Below are 15,905 nucleotides of genomic sequence, written 5' to 3' on the forward strand. Positions count from 1 at the left end.
GCCGTGATCGGCCCGTCATCGCCGCGGTCCCCAGCGGCACAGCTGTACAAGGACTTCGGTGTCGAACGAAGACGTGGACACCCGATCGAGGAGAGGGCGGCGACGTGAACACGCCGAACGAACAGGGTAACTACGAGCCGGTCGTCGAATCCGCCCGCGACGATATCCCCGACATCGAGTCCGCGCGCGACGATGGGTCGGAGGTGGACGCGGACGGGCTCGACCAGATATCCGGTGCGACAACCGAGCCCGCTGACAGCGACGACCCCGATGTCGCCTTCAGGGTCGCGGAAGAGGCCGAAGACGTGCGGGAGCGCGCGAAACGGTTGTGCCACAGAATCGCCCGCGACCTCGCCGCCACAGGCCCGCACGGCTGGACGCGTTTGGACGCGGTCTTCACGCTGACCACCCTCACCGAGATGGTGCGGGTGTTCTTCTCGGACGAGCACGACCGTTCGCGGCGCGTGCATCCGGGACCCGATGTGCTGTCCACGGTGCGTGAACATCGTCGCCTGTCGGCGGAACTCGGTGACGGACCGTGGTGGCGTCTGATTCTCACCCTGAGCCGCGAGGGCGCCATCGAGGTCGATTTCGATTACGGCGACGACCCGTTCCCCGGTGACCAACTCTTCCCGCCCGAGGTCTATGCCGCCGACCTCGAGGTGTATCCGCGTTCCACACTTCCGGTCTGGCTGGCCGCCTACATCCATCACGGTGGCAGGCAGAACCGTCCGGCACGCGTCGCCGCCGCTCACGCGCGTGCGGATCGGCAGGGCGACGTGCGTCCGATACGAAGCGGCGACGATTTTCCCGCGCTACCGGTGATGTGGGGGCGCTGGGCTGTGATGGCCGCGGCCTTCGTGGCGACGGGTTCCGCGCGAGGTCCGCGCATCCTGCCCGCGCTGGGTGTTTTCGAGGGATCGCGTCGCAGTGGCGCGACGCTGTACATGTTGCCCGGCGGTCGCGCCGTGCTCTCGGGCGGCGTCTGGAATGCCGCTGAACTGGACGCGGCCTACAACCGTGGCGCGCCCACCCCACAACTGTTCGCCGGCGCCCCGGAATGGGTGGCCAATCCGGTGCTGAATCCGCGTGCCGCCAACGGGCTGCTGTCGTTCTGCTACTGGTGGGAGGCGGGTGACTGGCATCGCGGCGAATCCCCGACGGCGGAGCGGCTCGTTGACGCCGTGCCAGGAATGTGGACCACCGATACCGTCGCCGACGTGATCTGCGGTCTGCTCGCCGAGCCTGCGACCGATCAGCGACGCGCAGCCGTGCTGACCCTCGTTTCCGCGGCCGAAATCGGTGTGGTCACCCGCGACACCCTCACCGAGGTCTTCGATGACGACTCGGACGTCGACAGCGCGTTCTACCAGCTCACCATGGCAGGTGTGGCGGTCTCTATCCCTGAACCGATGCCGCGGGAGGACGCGCTGGTCAAGGTGCGGCGTTTCATCACCGCGCGAGGTCTGGACGCCGAGGGATACCCGGTCTCCGACCTGCGCGCCGATCGCATCGATGTGGGCTGGATGGTCTACGCGCCGACCCACCCGGACGAGATCGCCATCGCCCGCGCGATCTTCTACATCGCCGACGACGGTGTGCTCGAACAGTCGTCGTCCTCGGTGGCACCGTCGGTGTTCGTCATCGAGTTCGAGCGTCGCTTCCAGCAGCGACACGGCGGGGTCGGCATCTGATGGTCACGCTTTCGTTCGTGCTCGGATAGGCGCGGCCACAAACGCTTTCGGTTGTTCTGAATCGGGATACCAGGTCCCGTTCCCAGCGGACATTCTCGGAAGAAGATTCCAGGATTGCGCCGATACGAACGGAGAATGTCCGCCGAGACCGGCATCGCCGACGCCGAATCCGCCGGTCATCCGCCTGCGAACCCGACCGCGATGCGCTCCGGCCCGTACCGAACGGGTCCGTGCCGCAACCGTTCTCGCTGGATCGCAGGGGAAGTATCGCGTCCATCGATGAAGCGGGCAGTATCACCACGGTCGTCTCCGGGACCGGTGCTGTCGTGACACGCGAACCGGTCGGATTCGATGAAGTCCTTCGGCACCGCGCACGTCGCGCGAATGTTGCCGGGGGCGATGGTTACGCTGTTCGCGCACAGGCGTGACCCTGACGAGAAGGGGGTTTGCATGGCCGAGTTGTTCTTGACGAACGTGCGGGTGGTGGACGGGAGCGGGCGGAATCCACTTCGTGACGGTGCTCTATTGATTTCGGGCAATACCATTTCGTGGGTGGGGGAACGTTCGACGGCTCCCGATATCGGAGAAGCGAAGGTCGTCGATCTGCGGGACAACACCGTCTGCCCCGGATTCTTCGACTGCCACGTGCATTTCGCGCTGCCGGGCGGGTCGGGAAATCCGTACGAAGCGGTGTCGGTGCCCGCGTCGTACCGGACGTTGGCCGTCGTGGAACGGCTGCGCGTCACCCTGCACAACGGGGTGACCAGCGCGCGCGACCTGATGGGGATCGACGCGGGCGTCCGGATGGCCGTCGCACAGGGCCTCGTCGAAGGTCCACGTCTACAGGTGGCGATCACCATGCTCAGCCAGACGGCGGGGCACGCGGATCTGACCCAGCTGTCGGGATTCGACCCGATGTCGTATCTGCACGGCCCGGAGACGCCGTCTCCGTTGATCGACAGCGTCGACGAGGCGCGCAAACGCACACGCCAACTGTTGGGTCTCGGCGCGGATCTGATCAAAGTCGCCTCCAGCGGCGGGGTCGCCTCGCCGAACGATCAACCCGAATGGCTCGGCCTGCGTACCGAATTGGTGCGTGCGGTGGTCGAGGAATGCCGCGCCTACGGCAATAAGCCCGTCGCCGCGCACGCCATCGGCTACGCGGGTATCGCGGCCGCCGTCGACGGTGGTGTCAGCAGCGTCGAACACGGCTACCAACTCGACGACGAACTCCGCCGCCGCATGGTCGACCAGGACACATTCCTGGTGCCGACACTGCTGGAAACCATGGAGGATCTCGATCCGCACAAGACCTCACCCGCCGCGCACGCCAAGAGCGTCACCTGGCACCGCCTCGCCCAGGAAGCCGTCGGCCGCTCCGCCGCCGCGGGTGTCCGTATCGCCGTCGGCACCGACGCGGGTCTGTCGCCGGATCACGGCACAAACCTGCGAGAACTGGGACTACTCGTGAAATTCGGGGGGCTGACCCCGATGGAGGCGATTGTCGCCGCCACCCGCGACAGCGCCGCCCTGTGCGGGGTCGACGACCGTCTCGGCACCCTCGAATCCGGCAAACTCGCCGACATCGTGGTGGTACGAGGCGATCCACTGCACGACATCGAATCCGTCGGCCGCCCCGACGACATCCTGCTGGTGATGAAGGACGGCAAGGTGAGCAGCGATCGTGGCGGGTTCTTCACACCCGTCGACCGGTGGGGGTAGCGGGGGCGTGCGCGCCCATCCCGCTCCCGGATTTTCCGTGAGCGCCGACGAACACGTTCGTCTCGAAGTCGACGCGCCGGCAGGCTCCCGGTTCCTCGGACATCGTCGACTTCGCCCAGCGTTTCAACGCGCTGGTCAACGCGAAAGTGAATGCCTGATGTTCCGCGGGCCCGCGCCGCAACCGCACCACTCGCCCCTCCCGCGGCACGATTCGCGCCGCGACTTCCTCGGGCAGTGGCTCGAGTTCTTCCCAGGTCATGGACTCCGGGAGATCAGGTCGCTCGACATCCGGAGCGGGCATGGCGCCATGGCAAACCGGATCGCTGCCCGGGCACCCGGGGTTGTCACCTCGACAGTTGGCGCCGGTCGGTGAACATCGCGATGTGGTTGGTGAGGCGATGTTGCAGTTCCGCCGGCGGTCCGGGGATCACGGTGAAATCCTCGTCGCCAGTGTGTTGGAGGAGGTAGCGGCCGTCGTCGGGATAGTCGAGCCAGAGGAAGGCCCTGCCGTCCGAGGTGGGCCGAGCGTCCAGTTGATAGCCGGGGTATACGGTGATTTCGCCGGTGCCGGAGCGGGGGCGGAGAAAGAACCGCTGCACCTGTTCGGTGGGGGAGAGTCGCGTCGGATGTCGACCGTAGGTGGGGGAGTGCAGGTCACCCCGGCGACCTTGGAACCGTGGCGTGGTCCCGCCCCGCACGCGGGGCAGGTGCGCCACGATCTCCGCGGCGAGCGCGTGCAGCGCCACGGTGCTGATGGTGACGGCGCCGCCGTGTTCGCGGGTCGGACCCGGGGCCTGGACGACGAGCGTGCACCGGTCGCCCACGATTCCCGCGTATACGCGGACGACCTCGGTCTGCCCCGGACCGTGCAGGCCTTCGATCTCGACGCGGACCTGCGGTTCGAGAAGCGCGCCGAACGCCGCGTGCAGCTCTTCGTCGTAAACACCCAGCAGCCTCCGCACGGCGGCTTCGCGACGTTCCCGGTAGACGTCGATGGATTCGGCGAACTCGTGCCGGTAGGTCAGCGGGTAGGGCAGACGGTCGCGGCCGTGCGCTTCCAGCGCGAGGGTGAACGCGTGCGGGTCGAGCTCCCAGCGACCTGAAGATCGCACTCGATTCTCGGCGTATTCGCTTCCCGAGGGATCGTGGAACCGATTCATCCGCCGATGACCCCACCCGGCGGAAGAGTCGCGGGCAGTTGTCCGATGAGTTCGTTCTCGCGATCCTGGATGAGATAGTCCGGGATCTTGTGTTCGTCCTCGTCGTCGCGGCCGCCACCACCGCGGCCGCCCATTCCCGGCATGCCGTTCATCCCTCGCGTGCCCGAGGTACTCGACGTCCGTGAGCCACCGGAGCCGGACCCGGAACCGCCAGAGCTGCCCGGCGTACCCGTGACGCTGCGTCCCGCACCGGGTGCGCCCGTTCCGCCGAGCGCGCCGGAACCGGGTGAGCCCGAGCCGGATGATCCCGATCCGGGAGATCCTGTTCCCGGAGATCCGGAACCGCCGAGTTTGCCGTCACCGGGCGTGGTCGGCTTGTCGGTCCCCGCGGGCGTCGTCCCGGTGGGTGTGTTCCCGGACGGGTCGGTGCTACTGGGTTTCGTGCTGCCGTCGCTGTTGCCCTGACTGCCGTCGGTGCCGTTCGATTGCGGGTTGGTGGCGGGATTCTCCTGCGTCCCGGTGGGATTAGCAGTCGGCGTGCCGCCGTTGTTGTTTCCGCTGCTTCCGACGCCGTTGCCGCTTCCGTTGCCGCCGGTCCCGTTGCCATTGTCGTTGCCGCCCGGGACGGTGCCGGGGTCGGCGACGGTGTTTCGGGGAACGGGAAGTACCGGAGTCTGGTTGTCGACGGTGACCGAACCGGGTTGATAGGTGCCGATCATGAAACGCTGGGCGTCGGCCTCGGCTTCGTTTGCTCGATGCTTGGCGGCCTTGACCAGGCCATTACCGGGGATATGACCGAGGAATTCGTCGAACCCGGACGGTTTGTCCGGCTTCGGGATGGTCATCTTCGCCTGTCCGAGAAGGCCTTCCATGTAGTCGATGCCGTTGGCGACCATCTGGAACGAGGTGGGCAGTGCCGCCGCTTCGGTGGTGTAACTCTTCACCGCGTCGATCGCCGCGGTTCCGGATGTGCCCGACCACTTCTCGGACAGCACTCGCTCGAAACTGTTCCGGTAGTTGGTCACCGCCGTCTCGGTTCCCGTCGTGAGTCGTCGCCAACCATCCGCACCGGCGTTGATATCGCCAGCTCTGACCTCGGGTTGACCGTTCCCGCCGTTGAGCGCGTTCCAGATCTGCTCGTGCGACCAGGTGCTGAACGCTTCGGGATCGGTCACGGCGGGCTTGGCCATCGACACCTCCGAACTGCCGTCCAACCGCGTCCACTCGTTGCCGATAATGCTGCGGTCGCCCTCCCATGCCAGCTTGCCTTCGTTATCGAGCCTGCCGCGATCGTTGTCGGCGTTATCGGATCTGTCGTGGTTGTCGATGACCTTGAAGACGCCCAGAGTGCCGACATGGCCGAGGAATTCGCCGAAATCACCCAACCCCATCAGATGCCCTCCCCGTTCGTGCCCAAGCCGCTCGCGTTCTGCTGGTCGACAGTCTGCAACTTTCCGATCGCCGCGAGGAAGGTGTCGCGTTGGTCGCGGGCGATGGAGATGTGCTGGTCCAGGCGTTTGGACGCGGAGTCGTCGGTGTTGTCGGAACCGGCGACCGCTTTGAATTCAAGCTTCTGGCGGATCGCCTGAGCAGAGGGGAGACTGCCCCAGCCTGAGAGGTGTTCGAGCGTCCGAGCGAAGTCCTGTTGCCTCTCCAAGTCGCTGATGTATTGATCGATGACATCGGCGATCGCTTGGCCGAGTTCGTCTTCGATCTTGAACTCGCCGTTTATCGCTTGAGTCTTCATAGTTCGCCAGTAACCGGCGTGATCCTGCGTCATCTGATTACCCCGTATTCACTTCGGCAGGTGAGGTTGGAGCGCTGCGGCGTATTTTTCCGACATCTCGCAGAGGTCTCCAACTCGTGGCCCCTCTGTGCTCAACCATGACGTGCGAATTTCGAACATGCCTTGGTCGGCCTCGAATGACACGTAGCAGGCATCTGGGTCGTTCTTCTCCTTCGACACCATGCCTGGACGGGCATTGACGGTGGTGTCGCGGATGATGACCAAGTTCTGCTTTGCCCGAGCCTCGGCGAGGGTATGGCTTGTCGAGAGCACGCCCACGGTGCGCCGACCCTTTCCGTATCTGTCATCGAGCGGAATCCAGTTACAGATTCGCCACGAAGACACGCCAGTCGGCGGATCGGTCACCACACCTTTGGTGGCCGGATCCAGCCCAACGCCACGAAGCACCTCATCCGACAACGCCCCCCGGCACGGATTAAACACCTCGATCGTGTCCGGATCCCGCACCGTCGTCGTCGCCCCCGCCGCCCCGTCGACCGACTCCCCGCATCCGGCGAGAGCCGCCGCCGCAACCGCACCGCAGACCACAGCCCGTATCACCACAACGCTACGCACAGCACTCCTACTCGGTCGGACACGACAGCAACCCTGCCATCAATCACTTGGACGCACGCCGGCCATGATCGGTTCCACCCGATCGCAGCATCGCGCCGATCGAACCAATTCTGCACGTCGCTCGAAACGGAAACCGTCCGCGGGTGAACGGCTCAGGTGAACGGAAGGCCCGTTCCGGTTTCCTCGCTGAGGGGCACCTGCCACCGGAGGCCCGCACGTTCGAAGTCAGTGACTTCCAAGATCTATCGTGAGTATTTTGACGACGTGGTGCGGATCGCCGTGTGTGCCTTCGGTCGTGTTGTTGCAGTATTGGTAGTCGATACGCCCGGCCCCGCTGATCTCGTAGTGGATGGTGCGCGAGTATCCCGCCGATTTCGGACCGTGATGCCTGCCGCGCAGGATCGTCGAGGTGCCGATCGCCGGTGGCGCTCCCGGTGTCATGAAAACGTAAATGTTGACATCGCCCGGTTTGACCTCGGGTTGACCGTTCCCGCCGTTGAGCGGGTTCCAGATCTGCTCGTGCGACCAGGTGTTGAACGCTTCGGGATCGGTCACGGCGGGCTTGGCCATCGACACCTCCGAGTTGCCGTCCAACCGCGTCCACTCGTTCCTGCCGCGATCGTTGTACGCGTTGTCGGATCTGTCGTGGTTGTCGACAACCTTGAAGATGCCCAGAGTGCCGACATGGCCGAGGAATTCGCCGAAATCACCCAACCCCATCAGATGCCCTCCCCGTTCATGCCCAGGCCGCTCGCGTTCTGCTGGTCGACAGTCTGCAACTTTCCGATCGCCGCCAGGAAGGTGTCGCGCTGGTCGCGGGCGATGGAGATGTGTTGGTCCAGGCGTTTAACTGCCGAATCTTCGGGGTCGTCGGACCCACCTGCGACCGCTTTGAATTCAAGCTTCTGGCGGATCGCCTGAGCTGAAGGGAGACTGCCCCAACCCGCCAAGCGTTCGAGTCCTTGCGCGTAGCCCCTCTGCCTTTCGAGGTCCGTGATGTACTGGCTGACGACTTGGGCGATGGCTTGGCCGACGTCAGCCTCGATCTTGAACTCGCCGTTGATCGCTTTGCTCTTCATGTCACGCCAGTAGCCAGCATGGTCTTGTGTCATCGTCGATCCTCCTCGCTGACTACTTCGGCAGATGCGGCTCGAGGGTGGCTGCGTATTTGGCGGCCATCTCGCAGGTGTCACCGATACGCGGACCCTCCGTGCTGAGCCACCGCACGTTTATTTCGAACATGCCTTGGTCCGCCTCGAATGAGACATAGCAGCTATCGTTGTCGCGCTTTTCCTTCGAAACCAGTCCCGGTCGGGAATTGACGGTGGTCTCGCCGATTACGGTCGCGCTCTCCTTCGTACGAGCATCCTCGAGCGTGTGGCTGGTAGAGAAAATGCTGACGCTTCGGGTGCCAGTCCCGTACCGGTTATCGAGCGGCATCCAGTCACATACTCGCCAAGCAGATACGCCAGTCGGCGGATCCGTCAGCACGCCTTTGGTGGCCGGATCCAGGCCGGCCCCTCGCAGCACCTCATCCGACAACGCGCCCCGGCACGGATTAAACACCTCGATCGTGTCCGGATCCCGCACCGTCGTCGTCGCCCCCGCCGCCCCGTCGACCGACTCCCCGCATCCGGCGAGAGCCGCCGCCGCAACCGCACCGCAGACCACAGCCCGTATCACCACAACGCTACGCACAGCACTCCTACTCGGTCGGACACGACAGCAACCCTGCCATCAATCACTTGGACGCACGCCGGCCATGATCGGTTCCACCCGATCGCAGCATCGCGCCGATCGAACCAATTCTGCACGTCGCTCAAGTCGGTCCTATCCACATCACGCGGTCGGTCATATTCCGTGGGAATCACTGTGGTCGTCGAACAGATCGATTTCCCCCGGGCAGAAGTCACCGGCTTTCGGTTTCCGCTGTGAGTCGGAAGATCGGAGACCAGCGTCATTGCGCCGTCTGCCGACGCTGCTGTCCTGCGCGGAGACCGACATCTCGGCACGGATCGTGGTCGGAGTCGTCAGCGGTGTGGGTGTGCAACCACGCGACGGATGGGATCGCGCATAACGGTCGCCGTTGTGGCCCACGCGTGGAGCGTGCTTCGCAGCAGGGCAGAAATCTTTCGAGTTCATCGCCACGGCGAGAGCGTCGCATCGCGGTCGCGTCCTTCCATGCCGAGAACCGCTGCACCGCAGCCTCTACCGACATAGATCCGTCGGTGTCGCTTGGAGTCCCGTGACGAGCGGTCTTCCCCGTTCGCGAAATCGTGCTCATCGGCGTCGTCAGATCGCTGGCTCGGCGCACAGTCATCGCACGATGCTGGACAGTCCGGGGCGATGGCGGCGCACTCCGGAGCATTGTCGACGCTGGTCAGGCAGGGTGTGCCCCCTGATGTCAGGGCGAACTCCGCCAGATGACCACTTGGGTGGCTCGATCACCGATCGCACATTCTCGCCGGTCGGTCGGCTCGATACCTGGGCCTGTCAGATCAAGTCGAGGTGTGTCGTGCCGACGAAGCGAACCGATATCCGGCAGGTCGGCCTGTCTCCGAGGGCGCATAGGTCGATGAACTCCGTGCCCTCGCGTAACAGATCGCGCCTATTACCAGCAGAAACGGTAGTTGCCGGAGCCTCGGCACTCCAGCTCGTACTGCCACTGATCGGGGATATCGGAGTTGGGGATCGACGCGCCCGCGGCGGCTCCGAGCGCCAAACCGCCGATCATGCCGGCGATGAGTCCTACCGGAAGGGTGATGGGCAGCAGCAAGCCCGCGGTGGCGACGCCGAGCGCCATGCCGACGAACAAACCTGCGATGGTGCCGAACGCGGCTCCGATGCCCGCGCCGGCTTCGATGCTGCGCTGGCGCGGGGAGGTCTTGCGCCAGTAGCCGACGTCCTGGGCGGCCACGTCCGCGATCATGGTCGTTCCGTCCGCGGAGATGCGGGGCGCGAGGGTGACGACCTGGTCTTCCACGGAGACCGCGAGGGGCAGTGTCGCCACCACCGTGCCGTCACCCGCGACGATTTCCACGGCGTCCTGTGCCTGACGGAAGGAGCCGCCGGTCAGCGTCGCGTCCAGCGTGGTGCGCTTCCCGCCTTGGAAGGTGAAGCCGACGCCTTGATCTGTCCCCTGCGCGACATGCGGTGCCGTGTCGGCCAGATCCGTTGCGGCGGAAGCGGTTCCGTCGGTGATGGCGAGCGCCGCGATGGCGAGCAGTGCGGTGACGGCGTACTTCTTCATACTCATTTGTGCTGGATTCCTCGGGTTTTCGGTGGATGGTGAGGTGCGCGCACCGAGCGGCCCGTTTCGACGGTCCCGACGTCGAACGGACTGTGGATGAGCGTGGTTATCGCAGGGTGAATTCAGAGGCGTGTGGCGCGGCGAGCACGGTGCTCGCCGCGAGAGATACGGCCTCGAAGAAGGGTGATGTGTTCAGCCGGTGATGTGCCGATTGGGCTGTAGCTCGAGGATTGTCGTCCCGGCGACATCTCGGAGGGGTAGTGCCCACAGCGGATCGCGCACAGCGATGGATCGAATGCTGTAGAGATGCGGATACCACCGGCCGGTCATCGAATTCCTCCCCGGTCACCGACGCCAGTCGGTAACTGTTGCGATAGTAACGGATTCGCGTGGGTGAAAGGTCACGGTCCGATACCGAAGGTCGAGGGTTTGCGCGCGGGCAGCTGGAACTCGAAATTCGGAGCTTCCGGTACGGAGTGCATTGTGGGAAAGCGAAATCCGATGTGAAGTCGGATAACTGCCTCGAACTTCCGGGCTCCGGCAAGAAGGCGCAGGTGGAACGGATCGGCGCTGTCTGTGAGGATTGCGGCCGAGTGCCGATAAGTTGCCCTCGAGGTTACGGTTCGCGGGGTGCGATTCGAGTGCGCCACGCATCCGAGGTTGCTGTATTCGTGAGTGGTGGTCCTGCCCGAACGTCCGAGCGCCGTCTTTCCTGGATGGTCGAGAAGTTCGGGCACCTGCGACGGCCGACGCGGCACCGCCGTCGCACACCAACAACGTGCCCCGTAGTGCGCGGGTCGGTCGGCGAAGACGCCTACCTCGCCGGTTTACGCCAGACCGACACATGGCTTTCGCTGTCGTTGGTGAAAGGGTTGCCGAGCCAGTCCGCGCTCCGCAGTTCCAACGACATCCCGGCCAACTGGGCCATCAGATCGCATTCCGCCGGCCAGATATATCGAAAGTTGCTGAACCCGTAAGTGACTGTGCCGTCGGAGTGGTGCCGGTAGTGATGCGATGTGCCCTGCTGGGTGCTGAGGTCGTAGGTGTCGAATCCGGTGTGACCGCGCCCCACATGGAACGGCACGGCCGCCTGACCCGGCGGAAATCGCCGAATACCGGGAACCCACAGCTCGATGACGAACCGTCCACCCGGCGCGAGATGTCGTGCGGCATTGCGAAAACACTCGACCTGCTCGGCCTGCGTTCGCAGGTTGCCGATGCTGTTCCACACCAGGTACACCAGTGAGAATTCGCCCGGCACCCGACTCGACGTCATGTCGCCCACGACCACCGGTACGTCGGGACGCTTGCTGTGGAGTCGGTCGACCATCGGCGCGGAAAGTTCGATTCCGCTCACGTCGGTACCCCGCTCGATCAGCGGAATCGCGACCCGACCCGTGCCGATGGCGAACTCCAGCGCCGCACCGTCGCCCGCCGCGTCGGCCAGGAACCGCACCGCGGGATCGAGCACTTCGGGCGCGAACATGAACGCCGAATCCCGGTCGTAGCGTTCGGCCGTCGCGGCATCCCACACATCGCTGCTCACCACGGGAACAACGATGCTCGCCGGACACCGATTGCCGCCACTGGTTTTCGTGGCGTCCGTTCACCGGTTCGATACTGCGAGCACTGGATTCGGTCTCGATCGAAGGGCTCTCACCGGTGACCGGCCGCCAGCTTCATGCCGAACCCGACCAGGACCACTCCGGTGACCGCGTCCATCGCACGCCGTACCGAATCCCGACTCAACCAGGTCCGCGCCAGCTCCGCGACGGTGATTATCGCGGTGAACCACAGCATGCCCTCGATGTTGTGCACCACCGCGAGCGCGCAACCCATCAGCAGCGGTGGCACACTGTCGGGCAGGAACTGCGGCAGCATCGCCACATAGAACACGCCGACTTTCGGATTGAGCAGATTGGTGCCGAGCCCGCGCGCCCACGCGCCGAACACACTCCGCGGCGAATCGCTCACCGCGTCTGTCGGATCCACCTCCCGGCGGCGGAGCCCGTCTCTGATCATCGTGAGACCCATCCACACCAGATACGTCGCACCCGCGATCCGCAACACCGTGTAGGCCAGTTCCGACGCGGTCGCCAGCGCCGAGACACCGGCGGCCGCGGCCACGCCCCACACCAGCGTGCCGCTCCCGATCCCGATCGCGGTGCCGAACGCGTATCGGCGGCCACGACTCACCGCCGCCCGCAGCACGAGTGCGGTATCCAGACCGGGAACGAGGGTGAGCAGACCGGCGACGACCGCGAAGGACAGCAGGGCGTGCACCATGAGCCTCAGAGTAGATGCGCTTGCGGTCGGCAGGGTGATTTACTGCGCTCATGATGCGCCACTGACCACGCCCTAATCGAGGTCTGCGGGCACACCTGACGCCGCGGTGCGGGATGCGATAGAAGGTCGGGGTCGGGAGGGATCACCCTGCGAGGATGCGCTTCCCGTCGATCGCGGCGACGATGCCGAACCTGGAACGAGCGAGAGGGATTCGCTCGCCGCACCCGACGACCGCCAGTACAGCGATGCCTCGAAACGAATAAACCTGTACAACAACGAAACCGGCATCGCGGTCGGGCTTCGTCATGACGACGACACCGAAGGTATCGTCCGCGAATGCGTCGGCATCGCGCGGCAAGCATCGCGCGACTGTTCGTTGGCCGGGCGGGTGATCTGTGGACTCCCATGACACTGATCGAAGAATCGCCGTTGGCTCCTGTGAATGGCTGCTCGAGCAGTTGGACGACAGCGATGTGGTGGTCGTCGCGAAGGACAACAGGGCGGACACCACGGCCTCGGGATAGGGCGCGGTCAGACAAAGGTCTTGCGGTACGCCTGGGGGGTGACGCCGACAGTTCTCCGGAAAGCTTGTCGTAGAGCGGCGATCGACGCGAATCCAGCCTGTTCGGCGATGCTCTCGATGGTCGCGTCGGTTGTCTCGAGCAGGCCCTGCGCTTTTCGCACCCGAATGGTTTGCAACCATTCGCTCGGAGACATGCGCACCTGCTCGGTGAAACGTCGGATCAAGGTGCGTTTGCTGACACCCGCCCGGGCGGCGAGGTCGGTGACTGTGATCTTGGAACTCAGCGTGGCCTCGGCCCATTCCAGGGTGGGATTTATGGATCGATCGGTCGCCTTCGACCGCGGCCTCGCCGAGATGAACTGTGCCTGACCGCCTTCGCGTGTCAGTGGCATCACCGACAGCCGGGCCATGTCGGCCGCGAGCGCCGAACCGAAGTCGCGCCGGACTATGTGCAAGCAGAGATCCAGGCCCGCGGCCGCGCCCGCCGATGTCAGCACCGACTCTTCGTCGACGAAGAGAACCGCAGGATCGACGCGCACCCGCGGATAGTCTGCCGCCAACTCGGACGCGACCATCCAGTGAGTTGTCGCTCGTCGCTCGTCCAACAGGCCCACCGCCGCGAGGGTAAAGGCACCGAGGCAGATCGAAACCATCCGTGCGCCCCGCTCGTGCGCGCGGTGCAGGGCACGCTCGAGCCGGGGCGACGGTTTCGCGGCGTAACTCATCGAGCCCGGAACGACAACGGTATCCGCGTGTTCGGCCAGATACTCGATTTCTGCGAGGGAGGAGATCCCGAAGAACTTCGATGAGACCGCGGACCTCTCTCCGCAGACCTGAACGTCGTAGCAGGGCGATCCGTCGTCGCGAACACTGCGTCCGAAGATCTCGAGCGGTACCGACAGGTCGAATGGAATGACATCATCGACCGCGAGTACCGCTACCGATCTCATGGAATCAGCCTACGCGGCGTGCATTACGCAACCGGGACGACGACAACCAAGCCCGCGTGGATCAAGCGCTTGAGAGTCCGGCCCTGCAGAACCGTGAGGTCGTCGGCGACGTCCGACCATCGAACAGGTTTTGAACCCAACAGCTGCCAAAGTTCCCACCCGCCATCACGTTCCAAGCAGCGCACCTCGATCTCCGGGGATTCGACAGAATAGATGCGATGGCACGCCACCGTGTCCGCCAGGGGTGACGGCGCGGAATCGGAGTTCGCGATCGGGTCGCGCCAGTAGTCCGCCAGACCGTCACGGATGTGCTGCGGTACATCGAACGGAGGTGACATGCCCTTGAAACCGGGTATATCCGCGGCGATTCCGGCGCGGATTCGGGCGTGCGGGGCGCTCGCGAGCAGATCGTCGGGTCCGAGTTCGAGCGCGTCGGCGGCGGTGAAGGCACGCAGGTAGGGGCCTTCGGTGCTGAGATCCCTCGGATCGCGACTGTTCTTCGTCATGATGTTGAGCAGGTCCGGGACCAGAGCGGTGTTGAGCAGAGCCTGGAATGTTCCCTCGGTGGCGATGTCGCTTTCGACGCGACGCGCTTGCGCGTTCCAGTAGGGACTGTCGGGGTGAGATCTGGAGATCTCGTAGTACCACTGGTCGATGCTCAGCGCCCAGGTCTCGGCCATCCGTCGCCATTCGACGTCGTAGTCGCGCCAGATGTCTCGTTTGCCCTGTTCGTCGATGTCGGGATCGATGCTCTTGCGCAGCACCAGCGCAGCGGCCCACGCCTGAGTCACCGCGAACGACATGCCCGAGGAGAACAGCGGGTCGACGAAGTATGAGGCGTCGCCAACCGCGAGCCAGCGCTCGGGGAAGGAGCCGAAACTATCGCTGACTCGCGAATAGTTCGTCGCGGTGAGCATTTCATCTCGAATGGGCGTAGCGTCGGCGACCAGGTCGCGCAGGACCGGGATGGACTGTATCGCCTTGTGGAAGATCTGCGGATCACGCAGGTCCATCCGGGTGAGGGATTCCGGGTTGGTCACGATGCCGATCGACCAGACGGTTTCGCGCGCGCCGTCCACCAGGCGTGGGGTGGGGATGTACCACACCCAGCCGTGGTCGAAAGCGACCGCGTAGATGGGGGAGAGGTCATCCGCGCGGAATATGTTCCAATCCCCGGCTGCTTGCTGTGCGGGCTTGCAGTTGCGGTAATGCGACCAGACAGCGATATTCCTGTACTCCGACAGCCACTGCTTGTCGTGTGTGGTTCCGCGCGCCGCGATCTGGTTCGCGCGGCCGGAGGCATCGACGAAGTACCTGGTCCTGATCGCGGTGCCGTCCTCCAGTCGTACGTCCGAGACGTCCGGGCCGGGAGTGAACTCTACGATCCGCTCACCCTGGAACACGTGTGCACCACACGATTCCGCGTGATCGAGCAGAACCGTGTCGAATTCCGCGCGGTTGATGTGGATGGTCCAGCGATGCACGCCGTCGGCCAGGTAGTCGCTGTGCTCGAAGAATCCGACGAAGGGACGGTCGTTGTCCCACTGATAGATTCCGCCGAACTTCTTGATCCAACATTCGCTGGCGAGCACCTTCTCCAGCGCACCGCTGGCCTGCAACACCGGTACCAGCGGATGCGCGCCGGATTCGCCGATGTGCTCACGCGGGAAGATCTCGCGGTCGAACACCGCGACTCGCAGTCGGGTCTCTCGGCAGAGCATGGCCGCCAGTGTCGACCCGGCGGGACCACCGCCCATGATCACGACGTCGTACTCGTCGGAACGCTCGCTGATGGATGTGGCCATGAAAAACCTCCGTTGCCGAACCGATTCACGTTCGAAGTCGAATCTCTGAGTGGGGATGCGTTGTCACGACCGAAGCCGTGACTCCATTGATCGAACGTCGAGATCGCTCGATGATCTGCTCGCAGCGGCCCCACACTCGAGTTCATATCCAAA

At 64.6% G+C, this 15,905-nt stretch carries 17 protein-coding genes; 2 read left to right on the forward strand and 15 right to left on the reverse strand.

Features of this window, described 5'->3' with window-relative positions; translation table 11 throughout:
* The first annotated feature begins 104 nt into the window (after positions 1-104).
* Both DAT37_RS15535 and DAT37_RS15545 read left to right on the forward strand, forming a co-directional pair.
* Positions 105-1,694, forward strand: coding sequence for a hypothetical protein (locus tag DAT37_RS15535; protein WP_232839763.1), 1,590 nt, complete (start codon positions 105-107; stop codon positions 1,692-1,694).
* A gap of 450 nt (positions 1,695-2,144) precedes the next feature.
* A complete protein-coding gene (locus DAT37_RS15545) occupies positions 2,145-3,416 on the forward strand; it encodes a metal-dependent hydrolase family protein (protein ID WP_109525402.1) in 1,272 nt (423 codons plus the stop codon).
* Here the strand turns inward: DAT37_RS15545 and DAT37_RS15550 are convergent.
* The 15 genes from DAT37_RS15550 to DAT37_RS15620 form a co-directional block, all read right to left on the reverse strand.
* Entirely contained in the window at positions 3,391-3,717 is a 327-nt protein-coding gene (locus DAT37_RS15550) for a hypothetical protein (RefSeq protein WP_157978495.1), read from the reverse strand. The two genes, DAT37_RS15545 and DAT37_RS15550, sit on opposite strands and share 26 nt — an antisense overlap.
* Before the next feature lie 43 nt (positions 3,718-3,760).
* Positions 3,761-4,528, reverse strand: coding sequence for an ESX secretion-associated protein EspG (locus DAT37_RS15555; protein WP_232839764.1), 768 nt, complete (start codon positions 4,526-4,528; stop codon positions 3,761-3,763).
* Between the two features lie 44 nt (positions 4,529-4,572).
* Complete coding sequence (locus DAT37_RS44110; RefSeq protein WP_157978496.1) at positions 4,573-5,967, reverse strand: hypothetical protein; 1,395 nt, start codon at positions 5,965-5,967, stop codon at positions 4,573-4,575.
* The gene (locus DAT37_RS15570) at positions 5,967-6,356 is read right to left on the reverse strand and encodes a hypothetical protein (RefSeq protein ID WP_109525407.1); all 390 of its coding nucleotides are present in this window, start codon (positions 6,354-6,356) and stop codon (positions 5,967-5,969) included. The genes DAT37_RS44110 and DAT37_RS15570 overlap by 1 nt, the downstream gene beginning before the upstream one ends.
* Positions 6,357-6,371: 15 nt before the next feature.
* Positions 6,372-6,938, reverse strand: coding sequence for a DUF3558 domain-containing protein (locus DAT37_RS15575; RefSeq protein ID WP_109525408.1), 567 nt, complete (start codon positions 6,936-6,938; stop codon positions 6,372-6,374).
* A 225-nt stretch (positions 6,939-7,163) separates the two neighbouring features.
* Positions 7,164-7,658, reverse strand: a complete 495-nt coding sequence (locus DAT37_RS15580) for a hypothetical protein (RefSeq protein WP_109525409.1) — start codon at positions 7,656-7,658, stop codon at positions 7,164-7,166.
* The gene (locus DAT37_RS15585) at positions 7,658-8,050 is read right to left on the reverse strand and encodes a hypothetical protein (protein ID WP_157978497.1); all 393 of its coding nucleotides are present in this window, start codon (positions 8,048-8,050) and stop codon (positions 7,658-7,660) included. The genes DAT37_RS15580 and DAT37_RS15585 overlap by 1 nt, the downstream gene beginning before the upstream one ends.
* Positions 8,051-8,069: 19 nt before the next feature.
* A complete protein-coding gene (locus tag DAT37_RS15590) occupies positions 8,070-8,636 on the reverse strand; it encodes a DUF3558 domain-containing protein (protein WP_109525411.1) in 567 nt (188 codons plus the stop codon).
* 913 nt (positions 8,637-9,549) lie between these two features.
* Positions 9,550-10,194, reverse strand: coding sequence for a hypothetical protein (locus DAT37_RS15595; RefSeq protein ID WP_157978498.1), 645 nt, complete (start codon positions 10,192-10,194; stop codon positions 9,550-9,552).
* A 186-nt stretch (positions 10,195-10,380) separates the two neighbouring features.
* The gene (locus tag DAT37_RS44115) at positions 10,381-10,518 is read right to left on the reverse strand and encodes a hypothetical protein (protein ID WP_157978499.1); all 138 of its coding nucleotides are present in this window, start codon (positions 10,516-10,518) and stop codon (positions 10,381-10,383) included.
* Positions 10,519-11,002: 484 nt separating this feature from the next.
* On the reverse strand, positions 11,003-11,737 hold the full coding sequence (locus tag DAT37_RS15600; protein ID WP_109525413.1) for a class I SAM-dependent DNA methyltransferase: 735 nt from the start codon (positions 11,735-11,737) through the stop codon (positions 11,003-11,005).
* A 107-nt stretch (positions 11,738-11,844) separates the two neighbouring features.
* Positions 11,845-12,474, reverse strand: a complete 630-nt coding sequence (locus tag DAT37_RS15605) for a LysE family translocator (RefSeq protein WP_109525414.1) — start codon at positions 12,472-12,474, stop codon at positions 11,845-11,847.
* Between the two features lie 142 nt (positions 12,475-12,616).
* The gene (locus DAT37_RS45485) at positions 12,617-12,832 is read right to left on the reverse strand and encodes a hypothetical protein (protein WP_109525415.1); all 216 of its coding nucleotides are present in this window, start codon (positions 12,830-12,832) and stop codon (positions 12,617-12,619) included.
* 173 nt (positions 12,833-13,005) lie between these two features.
* On the reverse strand, positions 13,006-13,947 hold the full coding sequence (locus DAT37_RS15615; protein ID WP_109525416.1) for a GlxA family transcriptional regulator: 942 nt from the start codon (positions 13,945-13,947) through the stop codon (positions 13,006-13,008).
* Between the two features lie 23 nt (positions 13,948-13,970).
* Positions 13,971-15,752, reverse strand: coding sequence for an NAD(P)/FAD-dependent oxidoreductase (locus tag DAT37_RS15620; protein ID WP_109525417.1), 1,782 nt, complete (start codon positions 15,750-15,752; stop codon positions 13,971-13,973).
* Positions 15,753-15,905: the final 153 nt, after the last annotated feature.

Source organism: Nocardia aurea (genome assembly GCF_003123685.1).
Taxonomy (GTDB): Bacteria; Actinomycetota; Actinomycetes; order Mycobacteriales; family Mycobacteriaceae; genus Nocardia; species Nocardia aurea.

Coding starts and splice junctions, on each gene's coding strand:
- DAT37_RS15545 (WP_109525402.1), top strand. CDS start 2,145: ATGGCCGAGTTGTTCTTGACGAACGTGCGGGTGGTGGACGGGAGCGGG.
- DAT37_RS15550 (WP_157978495.1), bottom strand. CDS start 3,717: ATGCCCGCTCCGGATGTCGAGCGACCTGATCTCCCGGAGTCCATGACC.
- DAT37_RS44110 (WP_157978496.1), bottom strand. CDS start 5,967: ATGGGGTTGGGTGATTTCGGCGAATTCCTCGGCCATGTCGGCACTCTG.
- DAT37_RS15570 (WP_109525407.1), bottom strand. CDS start 6,356: ATGACGCAGGATCACGCCGGTTACTGGCGAACTATGAAGACTCAAGCG.
- DAT37_RS15580 (WP_109525409.1), bottom strand. CDS start 7,658: ATGGGGTTGGGTGATTTCGGCGAATTCCTCGGCCATGTCGGCACTCTG.
- DAT37_RS15585 (WP_157978497.1), bottom strand. CDS start 8,050: ATGACACAAGACCATGCTGGCTACTGGCGTGACATGAAGAGCAAAGCG.
- DAT37_RS15595 (WP_157978498.1), bottom strand. CDS start 10,194: ATGAGTATGAAGAAGTACGCCGTCACCGCACTGCTCGCCATCGCGGCG.
- DAT37_RS44115 (WP_157978499.1), bottom strand. CDS start 10,518: ATGACCGGCCGGTGGTATCCGCATCTCTACAGCATTCGATCCATCGCT.
- DAT37_RS15605 (WP_109525414.1), bottom strand. CDS start 12,474: ATGGTGCACGCCCTGCTGTCCTTCGCGGTCGTCGCCGGTCTGCTCACC.
- DAT37_RS15615 (WP_109525416.1), bottom strand. CDS start 13,947: ATGAGATCGGTAGCGGTACTCGCGGTCGATGATGTCATTCCATTCGAC.
- DAT37_RS15620 (WP_109525417.1), bottom strand. CDS start 15,752: ATGGCCACATCCATCAGCGAGCGTTCCGACGAGTACGACGTCGTGATC.